This window comes from Ligilactobacillus acidipiscis DSM 15836, assembly GCF_001435755.1.
Taxonomy (GTDB): domain Bacteria; phylum Bacillota; class Bacilli; order Lactobacillales; family Lactobacillaceae; genus Ligilactobacillus; species Ligilactobacillus acidipiscis.
Genome location: NZ_AZFI01000409.1, coordinates 1 through 303, shown reverse-complemented (window position 1 = coordinate 303; position 303 = coordinate 1). Strand labels below are relative to the sequence as shown.

Genomic DNA, 303 nt, shown 5'->3' with positions numbered 1-303 from the left:
GTGTCGCAATGTCCATGACAATGATACTCATACCGCTTTGAGAAAAGTTGCCCGATTTAAAGTCATCAAAGGCAATGTTTTGCGGTAAATAGTGCTGATTTGGTTTCAGGTAAGTCGAGACGCCTTGCGCGAAACGCATTACCGTCATGCTTGAAATACAAAAATCAGTGGCAATATCTTTTTGTGAAATATTCTGACCTAACTTGGAAACAGCTTGGTATTTAACCGCTTGAGAGATGCGCGCGTTCGCTTTGACATCCTGAACTTCGGCTAGTTTTGTGATAGTTTTCGGGCAGGCAGCTG

The 303-nt window shown here is 43.2% G+C and carries 1 pseudogene; it reads right to left on the bottom strand.

The features are described 5' to 3' along the window. A pseudogene (locus FC65_RS12120) lies at positions 1–303 on the bottom strand (ISL3 family transposase); the annotation flags it as partial.